The 16,891-nt window shown below is 46.3% G+C and carries 9 protein-coding genes; 5 read left to right on the top strand and 4 right to left on the bottom strand.

Annotation, left to right across the window (positions count from 1 at the left end):
• Positions 1-6: 6 nt before the first annotated feature.
• The 3 genes from WCY20_RS07605 to lolA form a co-directional block, all read right to left on the bottom strand.
• Positions 7-2,346 carry an EAL domain-containing protein gene (locus WCY20_RS07605; RefSeq protein ID WP_345974043.1) on the bottom strand — a complete coding sequence of 780 codons (2,340 nt, stop codon included), beginning with the start codon at positions 2,344-2,346 and terminating at the stop codon, positions 7-9.
• A gap of 191 nt (positions 2,347-2,537) precedes the next feature.
• Positions 2,538-4,529 (bottom strand): fused protease/ribonucleoside-triphosphate reductase, encoded by a 1,992-nt coding sequence (locus tag WCY20_RS07600; RefSeq protein ID WP_345974041.1) that lies wholly within the window; start codon positions 4,527-4,529, stop codon positions 2,538-2,540.
• Between the two features lie 187 nt (positions 4,530-4,716).
• Complete coding sequence (gene lolA / locus WCY20_RS07595) at positions 4,717-5,232, bottom strand: LolA-like outer membrane lipoprotein chaperone (RefSeq protein ID WP_345974040.1); 516 nt, start codon at positions 5,230-5,232, stop codon at positions 4,717-4,719.
• Between the two features lie 173 nt (positions 5,233-5,405).
• On the opposite strand from lolA, the gene secA reads away from it, so the two are divergent.
• The gene (secA, locus tag WCY20_RS07590) at positions 5,406-7,982 is read left to right on the top strand and encodes a preprotein translocase subunit SecA (protein ID WP_345974039.1); all 2,577 of its coding nucleotides are present in this window, start codon (positions 5,406-5,408) and stop codon (positions 7,980-7,982) included.
• Positions 7,982-9,187 carry an ABC transporter permease gene (locus WCY20_RS07585; protein WP_345974038.1) on the top strand — a complete coding sequence of 402 codons (1,206 nt, stop codon included), beginning with the start codon at positions 7,982-7,984 and terminating at the stop codon, positions 9,185-9,187. Before secA ends, WCY20_RS07585 begins: the two co-directional genes overlap by 1 nt.
• Positions 9,188-9,383: 196 nt before the next feature.
• Here the strand turns inward: WCY20_RS07585 and WCY20_RS07580 are convergent, their stop codons facing one another.
• Entirely contained in the window at positions 9,384-12,587 is a 3,204-nt protein-coding gene (locus WCY20_RS07580) for an AsmA-like C-terminal domain-containing protein (protein ID WP_345974037.1), read from the bottom strand.
• Here WCY20_RS07580 and mltG point away from each other — a divergent pair.
• The 3 genes from mltG to mdh all read left to right on the top strand — a co-directional run bounded on the left by mltG (position 12,559) and on the right by mdh (position 16,890).
• Positions 12,559-13,461, top strand: a complete 903-nt coding sequence (gene mltG / locus WCY20_RS07575; RefSeq protein WP_345974035.1) for an endolytic transglycosylase MltG — start codon at positions 12,559-12,561, stop codon at positions 13,459-13,461. The two genes, WCY20_RS07580 and mltG, sit on opposite strands and share 29 nt — an antisense overlap.
• Before the next feature lie 100 nt (positions 13,462-13,561).
• On the top strand, positions 13,562-15,736 hold the full coding sequence (locus WCY20_RS07570; RefSeq protein ID WP_345974033.1) for an NADP-dependent isocitrate dehydrogenase: 2,175 nt from the start codon (positions 13,562-13,564) through the stop codon (positions 15,734-15,736).
• 197 nt (positions 15,737-15,933) lie between these two features.
• Entirely contained in the window at positions 15,934-16,890 is a 957-nt protein-coding gene (gene mdh / locus WCY20_RS07565; RefSeq protein ID WP_345974032.1) for a malate dehydrogenase, read from the top strand.
• Position 16,891 lies beyond the last annotated feature (1 nt).

Below are 16,891 nucleotides of genomic sequence, written 5' to 3'. Positions count from 1 at the left end.
GATCAGTTACTCCTGTTCGAGGAGCAGTGCTTCAAACGCTTTTGCAGAGACAGGTTCGCTCTGTAAAAAACCTTGATAAATAGTACACCCGATGGATTTGAGGTACTCAAGCTGTCTGCTGTTTTCTACCCCTTCGGCAATGACTTTGAGATTGAAGTTCTGTGCTACCGATACGATGGTATCAGTGATCATCTTGTCATCTTTATCATTCATCATATCACTTATAAACGATTGATCGATCTTCACATAGTCGACAGGAAGGCGTTTCAGGTAGGCGAGAGATGAATACCCGGTTCCGAAATCATCCAAAGCAAAGGTGATTCCCAGCTTTTTAAGGTCTTCGATCTTCTGAATGGTCTCTTCGATGCTGTAGAGAGCGACACTTTCGGTTAGCTCCAGTTCAAGATACGCCGGATTGATCCCATATTTTGCAATAATGGATGAGATCTGTGCGACGAAGTTTATCTGTGCAAAATGAATGGCACTGATGTTGATGGCGATGCGGTCGATTTTCAGCGGGTTATTTCGTTCTTTCCACTCCAGCATCTGTATGATCGAGGCCTCAAAAATCCATTCACTTATAGGAAGAATAAGGCCGCTTGTTTCGGCAACGGGTATGAAGGTTTTAGGCATAATATAGCTACCGTCGCTATTACGCCATCGGATAAGGACTTCTGCTGACACGATGGTGTCATTGGCAATATCGACCTGTGGCTGAAAAAACAGTTCGAACTCATTCTGTTTGATAGCCGCGCGCAATCTGTTCTCGATATCGAGAATGGCAGATATCTCTTTGTCCATGCTTTCGCTATGCAACTCGATGCGGTTTCTTCCCAGTTTTTTTGCATGGTACATGGCTGTTTCGGCTCGTTTGAGTACATCATAAGCTGACTCTTTAGCGTTTGGAAAAAATGAGATGCCCAGACTGACACTGATATGGTACTCTTTGCTGCCGATCGAAAAAGGTTGTAAAAACTGATCTTTATAACTTCTTGCGATGAGCATAACAAGTTCAATGGCACTCTCCATTTTATAGGGGAGGTCCGCGACCAATATTACAAAATCATCACCGCTGAGTCTTGCCACGGTATTTTCTCTTCTACCGAGGTCACCGATTCTCTTTGCAATTTGTTTGAGAAGGATGTCGCCGTTCTGGTGACCGAGGGTATCGTTAAACGATTTGAAATTGTCGATATCGATGTAAATGACTGCACCTCTGGTGTGTTTGTCTTGCGATGTCAGCAATGCGCGCGCAAGGCGGTCCATGAAGAGTGTTCTGTTGGGAATGTTGGTCAAGATATCATAATAGGCCTGGCGGATCATCTCATCTTTGGCATTCACCTCTTCGGTGATATCTTCCAATATGCATATGCCGCCGTTGACCTTTCCGGAGTTGTCCATCAAGGGAACGGTACTGAATTCAACATAGAGCTTATCTTTGGACTCCAAGGGTGTAAAAGGACCCCGATAGTGCCCGGTACCGTCTGTAAAAACGGTGTTGAGCTGATCGATGATCTCCTGATTTTTAAGCTGATGAAGATCTTTTTGAATGAGAGACGATTTATCGATATCATGCAATTTTATAAAACGGGTGTTGGCATCGAGCAAAAGGAGTTTTTCATCATAATAGAAGATACCGACCGGTGCTCGGTCAAAAAGCGAAAAAAACCGCTCTTTAAGCGTATTATGCTCATGTTGGATCTGAACAAAATATTGGTGGTTGGACAAGGAGTTGTTGATAATCGATCCAAAGATCTTGGCGACAAAGAACAGCAGGACGACCAGGGCTAAAACAATCATGATTAGATTAAAAACATACGGTTCATCCATAATTATCAACCGGAAGAGCAGGGGAGCAAATGTGACGCTGATATATAGAAGAAGAAGGTTGAACTTGGATGCCAGAGAACTGATGGTGGCAAAACTGATGGCAAAGATGAAGATAATAACGATGATCTGGCCCATAAAATTATCTTTTGGGAACAAGAGCAGGGCGCTGAAACCCCAAATTGCACCGGTGGCAATGACATCGATGTAGTAATGATGCAGCCAGGTTTGGGCCTGTTTGAGTTTATAGATCTCCTTTAGGCCTTTGAACTTCAGGTAGTGGTAGAAACGCCATGAAATTACAATGGTACTTAGCGAAAGCCAAACGGTAATCGAAGAGCTGTCAACAACCTGGTACTGCAGTGCACCGAAAAGCAGGGAACTGAAAAAATGGCCTGTCATTACAAACGGCAGGGACATATATAAAAACGTTAATTTGTCATAGTCAATGCGCTGTTCCAGTGTTAAGGAGAAATCTTCAACAGCTTGATTGAGTTCGCTATATTCACTTTTTTGCATAATAACCTACGTAATAGTCGTATATGTATTGATTATACAGCAGAAAGTGTCGTAATGTCTTAAAATTATGCAATCTGCAGTTAACAGTAAGACTTTATATTCGCGGCTTTGACTAAATGCAGTTCAGTGTAGCTTCAGATTTGGATAAAACAGGTCAAACGTCTGCACGATGAACCTGATCGGTGAGCGTGTCAACCGTTAACACGACAACTGTCGCCGGTACAGAAACGGCTCTCTATGCCGTCACTGCAGCTAAAACCGCTCCAGTCTATCTTTGAAAGTCGGGCCCGGCGTTTGTTGTACATCTCTTCGGTTATTCCCTCGTAAGGCATCTGTGCGTAAGCACCTTTCTTGGTGTGCGGCAGCATGGAGACGGACTTGATGACGGGTGCGAATTGGGCGAGCATATGTTCTATTTGGCTGCCTTCGGTCTCAGGGTCGAAATAGACGGTGCAGCTGACCATGTTGTCGCTCCACTCGCGTTGAAGCATGGCCAAAAAGGCGAACTGTTCCCAGGCAGAGACCGTCGTTGCTTTTCTAGTTTTTCCCTGATCAATGGGAAACTCAAAAACGGTTGTATTGGGACTGTAGTGATCCGGCTCATCAGGGATGCCTGCCGCTTTGAGAACAGCACAGATAGGGGAGCTGTTACCTACGCGCATGCGGCGGATAGCATACTGGAAGGTTGGAAAATGCATTCCGGAACTGACACCGACAAGCTGGCTGATAGTGCCCGAAGGTTTTATTGTGGTGACCCTTACCGAAGCGGGTACGCCTGCCTTGGCGGCAAGGTCCCGGTTGGTCGATCGCACCAGTTCATAGCCTTTTCGCAGGCGCCGTGTCAACTCTGTTGCTCCGAAGGCATCGAGCATCTCTGCCACGCCAGAGAGGCTCACGCCGATCCGACGGTTACGTACGGTAATCGCATTGGTCTCCGGACGATGGGTCGGCAGCAGTGCCACGGTAGACGCGTAAAAAGTAGCGAACTCCAGTGCTTCATAGAACGCCGTTTCACTCGGACAGCGTGCATCGAAGACTTCGGCAAGGTTGCATAGCTCAAAACTTTCCAAAGGGATCTCAGAGCAGGGGTTTGCCAGTGAAGCCTTGTCGTCCGATCTGTCGCCGTAGCGGGCGTATTTCTGAACGTTGATAAGGTTCATGATGCCGGGTTCGCCATTGTCTCGGATATGCTCGGCAATGACGGGAAGTTTCTGAAAGTCTTCGCTTTTTTTCAGTATCACCGTGTTATTGGATATCCAACCGATCTCGGTACGCTCCGGGTGCTTTTGATAGTCTTTGAGTTCAAGGAAGCTTTGGTCATCTGCAGAGCCAAGTGCGATCTCCGCACTGCGGCGCACATTGCCTGCAACGACACAGGCCCCAATGGCATTCATAATATCGGCTACGGTACGGGTTTGGTCGGTTATGCCCTGACAGTAGGCGTCGAGATAGCTTTCAATACGTTTATGCAGCTCTTTTAGAGGATCCGGGCCGGAGGCTGTGCCGCCAAAACCTCTGATCGGTGAACCTTCTGGGCGGATCTGCGTATAATCGAAAATGAACCAGCTGCCGCCTTTTGTATAGCTCTCGATGAGCAAACGCACCGAGGCGACCCAACCTTCACGGCTGTCCGGGATAATAAAGGGGCGGGGGTGCGATTTGTCGGGCATGAAAACGTTCTCGCCTTTCCATACCGTATTGAAGCCCACGCCGACCCCGCACATCAGCATATCCATCGTCCAGTCCGCTGCCAAAGCAAGCTCTGTCGTATCGACCGCACCACAGTTGTTGAGTGCCGCACTGCCACGCTCAAAGACATAGTCGGTTCCCATGACCCACAATCCGCGTCCCGGCGGCAGCCACTTCATATCAAACATAGCCAGGGCGAGACGCCGTGCATAGCGCTGCCACTTTGCATCATCCCACTCCAGGCTCTCGACCGCGTAGTGGTGTTTGCGTACGGACATGACGCCGTTGATGACGCGAATCACCGTGTCGGGCCAATGCTCCTGTGTACCGTCGGGTTTAATTCGGCTGTACGTGCGGTAATATGTCGCCTCCCCGAAGCCTCCGAAACCAAAACGCACGGTTTTTGCACGGAGCTCGTCGCAAAACGCCTCTTCGAGCGCAAACCGCTCTGTTACCAGCATCTTTTGGTCTTTCTGCGTGTCAGCTTCAGTCATAGGGAGCCTTTCTATAAGTAGTGCATAAGCTATTATAGATTTTTCAGAGCAATAAGTCCATGTTGCAGATTAAAACCTCATGCGAGGTCAGGCCAGAAAGGGATTTTATTTAGGCTTGTTTAAGCATCCGAAAGCTGTCAATAGGATGAAGTCTGTAAGGAGGATGATAGGATTTCAGGGACAGTCTCTACTCAGAGATGATGTCGAAATCCTGAGGGATGGTCGCTTTAAAGCGGCTGTCTTCTATTTTTTGATTGATCTGTTGTTTATCAAAAACGATGCTGACCCGGTTATCAAAAGCATCGGTATAGCTGATGGTATCGATCTTGTCGTCTTTGATACTGATAAGGTACTCTTTGCCGCTGTAGTAGGCTCTGTAACTGTTCTTGCCCACATGCTCTGCAGCGCCAAGAATAGCAAGGATGTCGACGCTTCCATTTAGTTTTTTTATAATGACCTGTTCGAGTTCGGGTTCGATGACGGTGACATTCCGCGCCGTGATATAGACACTTTTCTGGACAGGCTCTTTATAGTGCCATAGTGCCATATTCGGGCGTTTTGCAAGCATATCGCCTCTGTAGGTGATCGTGCTGTTCTTATCATCTGTAATGGTCTGAACAAAATCGGCTTGCATGGTGTCGGTCTTTTCACTGATAGCAAAAAGTGACGTGATAGAGAGCAGGGCAGCAAAGAGAAGACGCATTGAGTTCCTTCGGATAATGATTGCGGTATTATAGCAATAAAGCTGTAACATCGGTAATTAATATTAATTAATATTTCAATATCTTTTTCACGTAGACAAAGGGTTTCATCTAAAGCATAGATTTGCTGGGCTATAATCCCTTAACTTTACAGATAAATGGATATAGACAGCCCATGATTCAAACGACCTTCGGAAAGATTTTCGGTACAAAAAACGACCGTGAACTTAAAAAATATAATAAACGCGTCAAGCAGATCAACAGTTTGGAAGAGAAGTATGCCGCTCTTGGTGATGAGGAACTTAAAGCGGCTTTTGAGGCGATCAGGCAAGAGGTGCTCTCAGAGCAGAAAAGTCTCGACAATGTGCTGGTCGATTCGTTTGCAATAACACGCGAAGCGAGTAAGCGTGTGCTTGGCATGCGCCATTACGATGTCCAGCTTATCGGCGGTATGACGCTGCATGAAGGGCGTATTGCCGAGATGAAAACAGGTGAGGGGAAAACGCTTGTTGCGACCCTTCCGGTTGTCCTGAACGCGATTACAGGCAAGGGTGTCCATGTCGTCACAGTCAACGACTATCTTGCATCGCGAGATGCACGTGATCTTGAGCCGCTCTACAACTTTTTGGGGCTGAGTGTCGGTACGATCCTCGAGAAAAGTCATGATCCGGCTTTGAAAATTGCCGGTTATGAGGCAGACATCACCTACGGCACCAACAATGAATTTGGTTTTGACTACCTGCGCGACAATATGAGCTTTTCAAAAGAGCAGATGGCGCAGCGCGGCCACCATTTTGTCATCGTCGATGAAGTGGATTCGATCCTCATCGATGAGGCACGTACACCGCTTATCATCTCCGGCCCTGTCAGCCGCACGCTTGAGAACTATGCGCGTGCCAATGAAGTCGCCCTGAAGATGGAAAAAGATGTCGACTTTACCGTTGATGAGAAAGACAAGGTCGTCCTGACAACCGAAGAGGGGATCGCCAAAGCGGAGGAGCTGTTCGGTGTAGAGAACCTCTACGCGATTGAAAACTCGGCACTGTCGCACCATATGGACCAGGCGCTCAAGGCAAACTATCTCTTCGTCAAAGATGTTGACTACGTGGTCAAAGAGGGTGAAGTGGTTATTGTTGATGAGTTTACGGGCCGTCTGAGCGAAGGGCGCCGTTTCTCCGAGGGGCTTCACCAGGCGCTTGAGGCGAAAGAGGGCGTCTCCGTAAAAGAGGAGACGCAGACCCTTGCGGACATTACTTTCCAGAACTATTTCAGGATGTATGAGAAGCTTGCCGGTATGACGGGTACGGCTCAGACCGAAGCGACGGAGTTCTCACAGATCTATAAGCTGGATGTCGTCTCCATTCCGACCAATGTACCTGTTCAGCGTATTGACCAAAACGACCTTATCTATAAAACGGAACAAGAGAAGTTCGACGCTGTTATCGCCGAGATCAAAGCCCTGGCAAAAATCGGCCGCCCGGTACTGGTGGGTACGGCATCGATAGAGAAGTCCGAAGTGCTCCACGAACTTCTGAAAAAAGAGAAGATCGCGCACACGGTCCTGAATGCGAAGAACCACGAGCAAGAGGGTGAGATTATTAAAAATGCCGGTGCAAAAGGGGCTGTTACGATTGCGACCAACATGGCCGGACGCGGGGTCGACATCAAGATCTCGGATGAGATCAAAGCGCTCGGCGGACTCTGTATCATCGGTACGGAGCGTCACGAGAACCGCCGGATTGACAACCAGCTGCGCGGCCGGGCCGGGCGTCAGGGTGATCCGGGAAGCTCACGCTTCTACCTTTCACTCGAAGACAACCTGCTGCGCATCTTCGGAAGCGACCGTATCAAAACGATCATGGAACGCCTCGGTGTCGAAGACGGTGAGTACATCGAATCGAAAATGGTGACACGTGCCGTTGAAAAAGCGCAGAAAAAAGTAGAGAATCTGCACTATGAAGGGCGTAAAAGTATCGTCGAATACGATGATGTCGCCAATGAACAGCGCAAGATTGTCTACAGGTTCAGAAATGAGCTTCTGGACCAGAATTTCGATATCAAGTCCAAGGTCGAACAGATCAGAAGCGAATATGTCGAAGTGGCACTCAACCGCATTGAGATCTTTGACGGCGGTACGCGTGAGGATTTTGATCTTGAACGTTTAGTGCTTGCTATCAAAGAAGAGTGTAATTTTGATCTTGATCTCAATGCCTTGGAAAACAGAGAGTACGATGAGCTACTTGAGAATGTCGAAGAGCAGCTTAAAGCGGATTATGAGAAGAAGATGGCACAGGTGCCTGACGACGTACAGCGTGCTATTGAACGAGAGATCTATCTTAAAACGCTGGACAGATCATGGCGTGACCACCTCTACCAGATGGACAGCATGAAAACCGGTATCCGTCTGCGTGCCTATAATCAAAAAGATCCGCTTGTGGAGTTCAAAAAAGAGAGTTTCAACCTCTTTACCGAACTGGTTGAAGTGATCAAGTATGAAACGATCAAGACACTTCAGATTATTCAGTTCTCAATGCAGGACCCGGAAGAAGAGGCGGCTGCACTGGCCAGACAGCAGGAGATCGAGCAGAAACAGCTGGAGATGAGCATGGAGCTTAACCTTCATGAAGATGATGCGCCGCTTGTAGAGAAGAAAGTTGCACGTAATGACCCTTGCCCGTGCGGTTCGGGTAAAAAATATAAAAACTGCTGCGGCCAGAGCGGTCCGAAAAAAGGTGCTTTCGCAACAGTCTGATGAATAAAACATCCATTGTTCCCTACCTTGTCAAACGTTTTCTGCGTTTTGACATAGATCAACCCTTTATCTTTCTATCGGCTCTCTTGGCTTTTACAGGCATTGCTATCGGCGTGATGGTGCTTATCATTGCGATGGCATTGATGAACGGCTTTGACAACGAGTTCAAGAAAAAACTGACGGTGATGAACTATCCGCTTACGGTCTATCCGCGTTTTTACGGCTCTGTCAACGAAGGGCTGCTGCTTGATCTTGAACAGAAATTTCCTGACCTCGCAATGAGCCCTTATATCACCTCTTCAGTGATCGCACGCAGCGGAAGCGTCCTGGAAGGCGGCTATCTGTTCGGCGTTGATTTTAAACATGAGGTGAAGGTCAATGCTGTACTCAAAGAGGCGTTGCAGGACAGAGAGGTTAAAAAGTTCCAGGTGGTTATCGGCAAGTCGCTCAAAGATGAGTTTGATCTCTACGTCGATGACAAGCTGACCTATATCTTTACGGAGATGGACCCGGGCGGCCTTGCAGTGACACCTAAACTCAAGCGCTTCACCATCAAAGGGGTCTTTGATTCCGGTCTCAGCGCCTATGACAAGGCCTACGCCTATACGACGATGGAGTCGATGCAGCGCATCATGCATCTGCCGTCAAATCAATATGACGGCATCCATATCTATACGGAACATCCGCAAGAGCTGATCGAGGTGATCCGGGAGGCATTGCCGGTAGGTGCGACGATCAAAGGGTGGTGGCAGGACAATATGAACTTTTTTGCCGCACTTGAACTTGAAAAGCGCTCCCTTTTTATTGTGCTGATGCTGATCATCCTGATCGCTGCTATCAACATCATCTCATCGCTTCTGATGACGGTGATGAACCGCCGCAGCGAGATCGCACTTTTGATCTCTCTCGGCACTTCTGCGGGTGAGATACGAATGGTCTTCTTATATCTGGGCATCGTCATAGGTATCAGCGGTATCTTTATCGGTTCGATCCTCGGATTGAGCGGCTTATGGGTTTTGAGCACGTTCGATATTGTCACACTACCGAAAGATGTCTATCCGACATCAAAGTTGGCTTTGGATCTCAGCCTGGTTGACTTTTTCTCCATTTTGGGAGGCGCCTTTGTCATCGTGTTGCTTTCAGCATGGTACCCGGCTAAGAAGGCGAGTGAAGTGGACGTACTAACAGTGCTTCGTAACGAATAGTGCGCTAAATCTTTCTTTCGTGAGTCAGCTGATGGCGTGTTTCGCCTTCGCTGCACTTCTGATGCTGATCAGTTCGAACTTCGTTCGTTTGATTAGTACGTCAGCGTTAAGGTAGTTTTGATCATCTTTTTATAATCGCTTCACGCTTCACGCTTCACGCTTCACGCTTCACGCTTCACGCTTCACGCTTCACGCTTCACTGTTCGCTTTTCTTTTCATCGATCGCTTGTTGGGCCTTGTCGATATAGTGTGCCGGAAAAGTAAGGGCGCGTTTAAGAATATTGAACGGGGCTATGCCGATATCTTTAGCCAGGGTATTTTCAATTTTCGGATCTGTTATAGCGCCTGTCAATGTGATCGTTGTGGTCGCTTTGTTGTCTTCTTTACCGACAAGAATATAGCCCAGAAATGGGATTCTGGCGAGATTTTTAGTCGCATCCGTCACGAGGGAGGTCTCCACATCGAGTGTCCTGGTATTAAGGTCGACAGTGCCTTTACCATTAAAGGCGAGTTCTTCTGCATTGACATGAAAGCCTTTGATCGTCAACATGTTCTCTTTCAGAGAAAATCCCGCATAGGCATCATTGACCTTGAGCCCTTTTGTTGTGTAGTGCGGAACGGAAAACGTGACCAGGGCCGGGATGGTGTTGATGAAAGCAAAGATGTTGCTTATGATCTTGTAATCTTTTACAATCGTTTTTTTGATCTGTATTACACCTTCAAGATCATCCGTACTGCCCGAGATATAAAAACTGAGTTCGCCGCCTTTAAAATCAGAAAACTCTGCAAGTTCGTTCATAAAGGCGTCGTTAAGGCCATCCCCGTAAATAAAGAGCTTTTTGTTGCTGTATTCAAGTGCTATACCGCCTTTTTCGCCATGCAGCAATTGTGTATTCAGATCTTTGTTTGCATACTGTAAAAGAAGTCTGTCCGCCGGTATGCGACGTGCTTCGTTAAGATAGAGATAACTGTTGTCCGCTTCTATTTTGACCCTGAAACGGCTCTTCGTAGTGTTGGTGTCTACGACAGGATGGTCTTTGATCAGGTCAGAGATAGCAAAGAGATCAAACCCGATATCCTTGGCTTTAATAGCCAACCGGTTATTTCGCAAATTTGCCTGGATATCGTCATTGATCGTCAAGGCAAGCTGATCGTTGTCATAGGTACCGCTAAAGCTGAACGTATTGAGGGGTACATTGTTTTTGACGAGGATGCTGTAGGGGTAAGGGAGATTGCCATGAAGATTGATCGTATCGGAATCGGTACGTGAACGAAGATGCATCTCTCCTTTAGTCATGTTGTACTCTGTCAGAAAAGGGGATAGTGCTGATAGATTATTGATATTGTTGATGTCCACGCTCCAGCCGGCTTTGTCTTTTTGATAGTTAAGGTCAAGGGCCGGGATTGTGACTAAATGTTCGTTGCCTTTTTTTTTCAGGAAGACTTTCAGATCTCTTCGTGTCGCAAGCAAGACCGTATCATCCGTTTTTGCCTGCAGTCCTTTAAGGGTGAACGTTCCTCTATCATCGAGAGTGTTGTAGGCACCGCTAAGATAGGAATCCAGAATGTTGTTGAGAGAGAAATGGGCATCCTGGATATAGAGGAGATCCTCTTTGTAGGATAAGATGGACGGAAAGAGAGTGAACCTATTGTTGCCAAGTTTCCACTCCGACTGCTTTTTGACATTAATATAGAGACCGTCCTTATACTTTATTTCAAGTGGAATATAGGTCTGCTGCAAAGAGAGTAAAGGCGTTTTCAATGTTAAAAGATCGACAGTAAGATCGGTTTGAAGTTTTTTAATATTGAATTGCCCTGTAACATAGCTTTTAAAAAGATTCCCACTGCTGACTAAAACGGTCGGTACATGACCGCTGAGGCTTGAAAAATCGAAAGGGGCATGAAGAGGATTGATCGTGATAGGGCTTTGGTTGAAAAGCCAATAGCTTTTTGGAATAGTCAGTCTGTCCTTGTTTGGTTTAATAAGATACGAAAAATTCAGCGGTGCATATTGCGGGTCCATCTCAAATACATTGCCGCCATTTTGAAAATGAAGTCTGTGCAGTGCAATAGTGAATTTTCCTGTCTGCTTCACCGGGTTGATTTTTCCTTTGAATTCGGCATTGATGGCATTGTCAAGCAGTGATGCATTGAGCTTTTGAATATCAACATCTGTATCTTTTAGATTGACAAGGACATTTTTGACATCAATATCGGTATTAGAGAAGTTAAACGTTGCTTCATCTGTCTTGAAATACCCTTCGGCGTTGACATGAATGTGATTTAATGCAACAGCTATGGCAAGTTTGACGGTGGTTGTCCCTTTTGTCTGATAAAAAGGGAGGGTGATACCATAGCCTTTGAGCCACGGGAGCATCTCCTTTGTCAATTGTGCGTTTGTATCGACATCAACCGTCAAAACAGGATGGGAAGGATCGGTAAAGTCAATCTTCAACCAGGTCTTTTCACCAGGCTGACCATAATAGGTCGCTTCCCTGGGATAGATGTTCAAGACACGGTCTTTGAAAGTGACATCGGTATATTTGGCGTAAACAGGAGCATATCCTGGTGCAAAGGTGTATTGCATATCATCATAGCGCAGTCTGGCATCAAGTGTATCAAGTAGGGTAATTGGATCGTCATAGACGAGGGTACCTTTAAAATACTCCAGAGTAACCGTTTTGCCGCTATGGTAGTCTGCAACCCACGGTTCGACTTTTGGATGCAGATGTGCGATACGAATAGCCGGCTTGATGGGTTTTGTAAAAGGTTGCGCCCCTTTCCCCCACAATCGGACTTTTTCCTGGTCTGCCAGAAGATAGAGTTTAAGCGGCATCACATCGCCGGCATTGATATTGAGATCGCCGTAGAGTTTACGTTCGTTAGTGTCGATCAAAATTTTGCCGTTCATACTGCTCTTATTCGATAACTCCTGAAGGTCTTTGATGTTGATAAGCAGATGATCGTCATTCATAGTGACAGCAGTCGTTAGTTTTAACATCGGGCCGTCAATGTTGACATAGCCCGCATCGTGCTCTATGTAACGAAAAGTAGCATTTATATCATTGTAATGGATGTTTTTGATGGTTATGTCTGAGAAGAGACTGTCCAGAATTCTAGACTGTTTTAATAGGCTTTGCGGGTCAATGCTTTTAATATTGAATGTACTTCTTGTGTTACTTTTTGTAATCTTTATCGATTCGATATCGACAACTATCTTTTCATCCCACTTTATGTATAATTGCTCAATATTAATGCCGGGTAGGATGAAATTGTCCATTTTTAGCCCGATGTGCAGTGTAAAATAGATTGTAAAAAGAGCAGCGAAGATGAAAATAAGCAGATCAATGATGGTGGAGTGGATCTTGGAGATGGCTCTGATAATAGCGCTGTCGTTCATGTACTACCTAAATCTGGGCCTCACGACCTCGAAAGTGCTTTATGTTCCCCAAGGATCAATTACCAAAATTATAGCACATATGCAACATAAAAATATCGACGTTTCTCCTCTGGACGCCTTTTTTATGCGCTTTGTCGGTATGCCGCAGCAAGGTTGGATCAACATGGGCAGGACGCACTTGACGCATGCCGATTTTCTTTATCGGCTCTCAACAGCCAAAGCAGCGATGATCAACGTTACATTGATACCCGGGGAGACGACTTATATCTTTTTACAAGAGATGGCGAAAGAGTTGTCCCTTGATCATAAAACGCTCATGCTGGAGTTCGGAAAACAGTCCCGCTTTAAAGAGGGCGCTTTTGTACCTGATACCTATAAACTACCGCTTGGCATAACAGAGGAGGCGGTGATCGAACTTCTTTTGAACCGTTCGCAGAAAAAGATGCGGGAGTGGTCGAAGAAGATCTTCGGCACCTATAATGAGGCCAAGTGGTATAAGTATCTCATATTGGCTTCAGTGATACAGAAGGAAGCTGCATCAATAGATGAGATGCCGATCGTGAGTTCCGTTATACAGAACCGTCTCAATAAAAAGATGAAACTGCAGATGGACGGCGCTCTGAACTACGGCAAGTATTCGCATATTAAGATCACACCGGCGCGTATTCGAAATGACAAAACCACCTATAATACGTATAAATATAAGGGTATTCCAAATGACCCTGTTTGCAATGTCAGCTTGCCGGCTGTTCGTGCTGCCATCTTTCCAGCCAAGACCGATTACCTCTATTTTATGAAAAACAAGAAGGGTAAACACGATTTCACACGTTACTATTCTACACATATTGGCAACATAAAGCGTGCTACCAAATGAAACAGTGTGTTTGATTTGAGTCTGAAAAGGGTGCGAAGAGGTAATGATTTACCTTTTGTAGTGTTAGAATGTTCTATCTCAAAAAAACAGAGGACTTAACATGTCAAAAATCATTTGGTCGAAAATTGACGAAGCCCCGGCTTTAGCTACGTATTCTTTCTTCCCAATCGCAGCAAAATTTTGTGCAGCGGGTGGCGTAGAACTTGAGCAAAGTGATATCTCCCTTGCAGGTCGTGTACTTGCAGCGATGGGTAAAGCAGAAGATGAACTATCAAAACTAGGTGAAGTAGTACTTCAACCAGAAGGTAACATTATTAAGCTACCAAACATCTCTGCTTCAGTTGGTCAGCTTAAAGATTGTATCGCTGAACTTCAGGGACAAGGTTACGATATCCCTAACTATCCTGAAAACCCGGCAAACGATGAAGAAAAAGCGCTTCAGGCTAAATACAGTTCATGTCTTGGTTCAGCGGTTAACCCGGTACTTCGTGAAGGTAACTCTGACCGCCGTGCAGCAAAAGCTGTTAAGAACTTTGCACAGAAAAACCCGCACAGACTTAAGCCTTTTGCTGAAAACTCAAAAGCGTATGTTGCTCACATGGAAGGTAAAGGCGATTTCTACGGCAATGAGAAGTCTGTGACTATGGACAAAGGTCAAAAAGTTACTATCGCTCTTAACGGTAACGAGCTGGCAACTATCGATGCACTTGATGGTGAAGTACTTGACGGCACATTCATGTCAGTTAAAGCACTTCGTGCATTCTACAAACAGACAATCGAAGATGCAAAAGCAAAAGGTGTGATCTGGTCGGTTCACCTCAAAGCAACGATGATGAAAATCTCTGACCCGATCATGTTCGGCCACGGATTTGAAATCTTCTTCGAAGACGTATTCAAGAAGTATGCTGATACTTTTGCAGGACTTGGTGTCAACCCTAATCTTGGTATGTCTGATCTTGAGAAAAAGATTGCGGGTCATGCACAAGAAGCTGAGATCAAAGCGGCATTCCAAGCAGTTGTTGAGGCAGACAGCCCGAAAATCGCAATGGTTGATTCCGATAAAGGAACGACGAACTTCAACGCGCCAAACGACATCATCATCGATGCTTCTATGCCGGTAGTTGTACGTGAAGGCGGTAAGCAGTGGGATCGTAACGGTGATGCATTAGAGTGTGTGGCTGTTATCCCTGACAGTACTTACGGAATGTTCCACCAGGAGATGGTTGCTGACTGTGTTAAAAACGGTCAGTATGATGTAACGACTATGGGTACAATGCAGAACGTCGGTCTTATGGCACAAAAAGCGGAAGAGTACGGTTCTCACCCGACGACTTTCGAACTTGCTGAAGCTGGTAAAGTAACTGTAACAGCTGAAGACGGTACAGAGCTTATGAGCTTTGAGTGTGAAGCAGGTGATATCTGGCGTATGTCTCGTGCAAAAGACATCCCGATTAAAGACTGGATCCGTCTTGCATTCGAACGTGGCCAAATCGAGCAGATCCCTGTCGTCTTCTGGTTGGATGAAAACCGTGCGCACGATGCTCAAATGATCGCAAAAGTAAACAAGTATATGCCGGAGTTCAACACTGAGGGTCTTGAAATCCACATCATGGATGTCGCAGCTGCTACACGTTTCACTAACGAGCGCATCCGTAAAGGTGAAAACACGATCGCTGTAACAGGTAACGTCCTTCGTGACCACCTGACAGACATGTACCCGATCCTTGAGCTTGGTACATCGGCTAAAATGCTTTCGATCGTTCCACTTCTTGCAGGCGGCGGTCTGTTCGAAACGGGTGCGGGCGGTTCTGCTCCTAAACACGTTGACCAGTTCCTTGCAGAGGGTCACCTTCGCTGGGATTCACTGGGTGAATTCCTTGCGCTTGCAGAGTCTATGCGTTATATCGAGCAAAAACATCCAAGTGCTGCACTAAAAGCGGTTACTGCGGCATTGGATACAGCAAACCATGGTTACCTGGATAACAATAAAGCGCCTGGCCGTAAAGCCGGTGAGCCAGATAACAAAGCATCTCACTTCTTCGTTGCACAGTACTGGGCGAATGCACTTGCAACGTGTGGTGATGCAGCACTTGAAGCGAAATTTGCTCCTGTTGCTAAAGAGCTGACTGAGAAAGAAGATCAGATCATGTCTGAACTTATGGCAGCGGAAGGGAAACCTCAGGATATCGGTGGTTACTTCCACCCGGATGATGCAAAAGCAGAAGCTGCTATGCGTCCATCTGCGACACTTAACGCGATTATCGATGCTATCTAAGTAAGTTGGAACTCTCCGTAGGAGGGTTTCTCCTTTCCTCTTTTTTATGAAGCTTTCGAGTTTTATACAAAAGACGAAAGTCTTTATTGTTGATCGGCGTTTTCTTAGCAGTTATACTTAATAATTACGTGTTCGCACCTGGTGTTTAAGTGTATTGCTTGAAGGGACGCTAACTATCTTATACCTTAGGAGTCCTAATGAATCAAGGAAAACGTGTTGGTATTGTCGGCGCCGGCAATGTCGGGGCCACTGTAGCTTATTCTCTAGCAATGCAAGGTGCGTGCCATGAGATTATATTGCGTGACAATAAGATTGATGTAGCGAAAGGCAAAGCGCTTGACATGTCCCAGGCAGCTTCAGCGGTACGTTCACATACGGTTGTAAAAGTCGCAGAAGAGATGTCAGATCTTAAAGACTGCGATGTTGTTGTTATTACGGCAGGTAGTCCTCGCCTCCCGGGCATGAGTCGTGATGACCTTTTGATGATCAATGCCAATATCACTAAAGATGTGATTGAAGGGGTTGCCAAATACTCTCCTGACGCAATCATTATTATGGTTTCCAACCCTCTTGACGCAATGACTTATGTTGCCCTCAAAGAGTCAGGTTTCGATAGAAGCCGTGTCATCGGTATGGCGGGTATTTTGGACTCATCACGTATGGCTTCGTTCATTCAAGAAAAACTGGGTTACGGCGGCGGTCAGATCCGTGCTTCCGTTATGGGCGGTCACGGTGACGATATGGTCCCATTGGCGCGTTACTCTACCGTGGCCGGTGTACCGCTTACGGATGTGCTCTCTGATGAAGAGATTGAAGAGATCGTTACTCGTACACGTCATGGCGGTGCCGAGATCGTCGGTCACCTTAAAACGGGTTCAGCTTATTATGGTCCTGCAAAATCGACAGCGATCATGGTTGATGCTATTTTGAAAGATACGAAGCAGATCCATCCTTGTGCCGTATTGCTGGAAGGCGAATACGGTTATTCCGACGTGGTTTGCGGTGTACCGGTAATGCTGGGTGCAAACGGTGCTGAGAAGATCATCGAAGTAACCCTTGACGACAAAGAGAAAGAGATGTTTGCGGGTTCATGTGCATCGGTACAGACATTGATCGATACGCTAAATACTAACAACTTTTTTGAAGGAGAATAAG

It is taken from the genome of Sulfurimonas sp. HSL3-7 (assembly GCF_039645985.1).
GTDB classification, from domain to species: Bacteria; Campylobacterota; Campylobacteria; order Campylobacterales; family Sulfurimonadaceae; genus Sulfonitrofixus; species Sulfonitrofixus jiaomeiensis.
The sequence above is the reverse complement of the archived record's forward strand: the minus strand, read 5'-3'. Positions and strand labels throughout refer to the sequence as shown.

Coding starts and splice junctions, on each gene's coding strand:
- WCY20_RS07605 (WP_345974043.1), bottom strand. CDS start 2,346: ATGCAAAAAAGTGAATATAGCGAACTCAATCAAGCTGTTGAAGATTTC.
- WCY20_RS07600 (WP_345974041.1), bottom strand. CDS start 4,529: ATGACTGAAGCTGACACGCAGAAAGACCAAAAGATGCTGGTAACAGAG.
- lolA (WP_345974040.1), bottom strand. CDS start 5,232: ATGCGTCTTCTCTTTGCTGCCCTGCTCTCTATCACGTCACTTTTTGCT.
- secA (WP_345974039.1), top strand. CDS start 5,406: ATGATTCAAACGACCTTCGGAAAGATTTTCGGTACAAAAAACGACCGT.
- WCY20_RS07585 (WP_345974038.1), top strand. CDS start 7,982: ATGAATAAAACATCCATTGTTCCCTACCTTGTCAAACGTTTTCTGCGT.
- mltG (WP_345974035.1), top strand. CDS start 12,559: ATGGCTCTGATAATAGCGCTGTCGTTCATGTACTACCTAAATCTGGGC.
- WCY20_RS07580 (WP_345974037.1), bottom strand. CDS start 12,587: ATGAACGACAGCGCTATTATCAGAGCCATCTCCAAGATCCACTCCACC.
- WCY20_RS07570 (WP_345974033.1), top strand. CDS start 13,562: ATGTCAAAAATCATTTGGTCGAAAATTGACGAAGCCCCGGCTTTAGCT.
- mdh (WP_345974032.1), top strand. CDS start 15,934: ATGAATCAAGGAAAACGTGTTGGTATTGTCGGCGCCGGCAATGTCGGG.